Origin of the sequence: Microcoleus sp. PH2017_12_PCY_D_A, assembly GCF_020738565.1 — a bacterium.
Classification (GTDB): domain Bacteria; phylum Cyanobacteriota; class Cyanobacteriia; order Cyanobacteriales; family Microcoleaceae; genus Microcoleus.
On record NZ_JAEQCI010000266.1, the window covers coordinates 1 to 1,327 of the forward strand.

Genomic DNA, 1,327 nt, shown 5'->3' on the forward strand with positions numbered 1-1,327 from the left:
GGGGCTTGCGATTAAATATAACCCCAGTTATCCTAGAAGAGTAGGAAACAAAAAATCTGACAAGCGAGCGGTTGTTACTTCTGTAATTGGGATGCTAGAAATGATCTTGAGTGAGCCAGTGAAATTAACATTCAAAGATGCGGCAAAAAAACTGACAGGCTATCGCCGTCGAGACTTTATGGCAAAAGTGGCTGAAGACTACTTTAATGGTTGGGCCCGCAAAGTAGAAACATTTATGGGGTGGAACCGAGACAGTGTTCAACTGGGCTTACATGAACGACGAACCGGGTTGATTTGTGTGGATAATTACCGGGCACGAGGGCGACATAAAAGTGAAATTTTGCTGCCCAACTTAGAAGCCGATATTCGTTCTCTAGTAGATCCAGAGTCCCAGGCAGACCCCAAGTTTCAATCGATATTTTTGTAGGCCCGGATCACGGCCCTGGCGGTACGAGCGGCATTAGTGAGTCAGAAAAACTACGACAGTGAGCAATTACCTTCTCGTCAGACAATTGGCGCGATTTTAAATCGAATGGGGTATCGCCTAAAAAAACACAAAAAACCAAGCCCTTGAAAAAAATTCCCGAAACAGATGCGATTTTTGAAAATGTATTGAAGGAGAATGAAGCCTCCAATCTAGATGTCAAGTCTCTGCGAATATCAATAGATACCAAAGCGAAAGTAAAAATTGGCAACCTGTCACGGGAAGGTAAAGCCAGAACCATCGAACCGAAATCGGCCGACGATCATGATACCGAGTGGCAAGCTGTATTAGTCCCCTTTGGCATTCTTAACACTCAAAGCGATCAACTATCGATTTATATGGGACAGTCCGCTGAAACTACAGATTTTATTGTTGATTGTCTAACAGATTGGTGGCACAATAATCAATCTGATTACACCGAACTCGAAGAATTAGTGATTGACCTTGATGGTGGTCCGGCAATCAGAAGCAATCGCACACAATTCATCAAACGCATCATCGAGTTATCTCAGGCAATTGGCTTAAGAATCCGACTAATTTACTATCCACCATATCATAGTAAGTATAACCCAATTGAACGCTGCTGGGCGGCACTTGAGCACTATTGGAATGGTGCTATTTTAGATTCAGTTGAAACTGCCGTACACTGGGCATCTAGCATGACATGGAAAGGAATTAATCCCATTGTCAACTTAATTGAGACAACTTATGAGAAAGGCGTAAAAGTCTTACCTCATGAGTTAAAACAGTATTTGCCCTCATGGCAACGTTCTGAAACTTTACCAAAATGGGATATCACGATTATCCCATTTTGACTGGTATTTTATTTGTCCGCGACTCCCT

General features: G+C 42.6%; 1 protein-coding gene and 1 pseudogene. Both read left to right on the plus strand.

The annotated features are described in order from the left end of the window. Positions 1-427, plus strand: a pseudogene (locus JGK39_RS33480) (hypothetical protein); the annotation flags it as partial. 143 nt (positions 428-570) lie between these two features. Next, a complete protein-coding gene (locus JGK39_RS33485) occupies positions 571-1,299 on the plus strand; it encodes a hypothetical protein (protein WP_293262910.1) in 729 nt (242 codons plus the stop codon). The last annotated feature ends 28 nt before the right edge of the window (positions 1,300-1,327 follow it).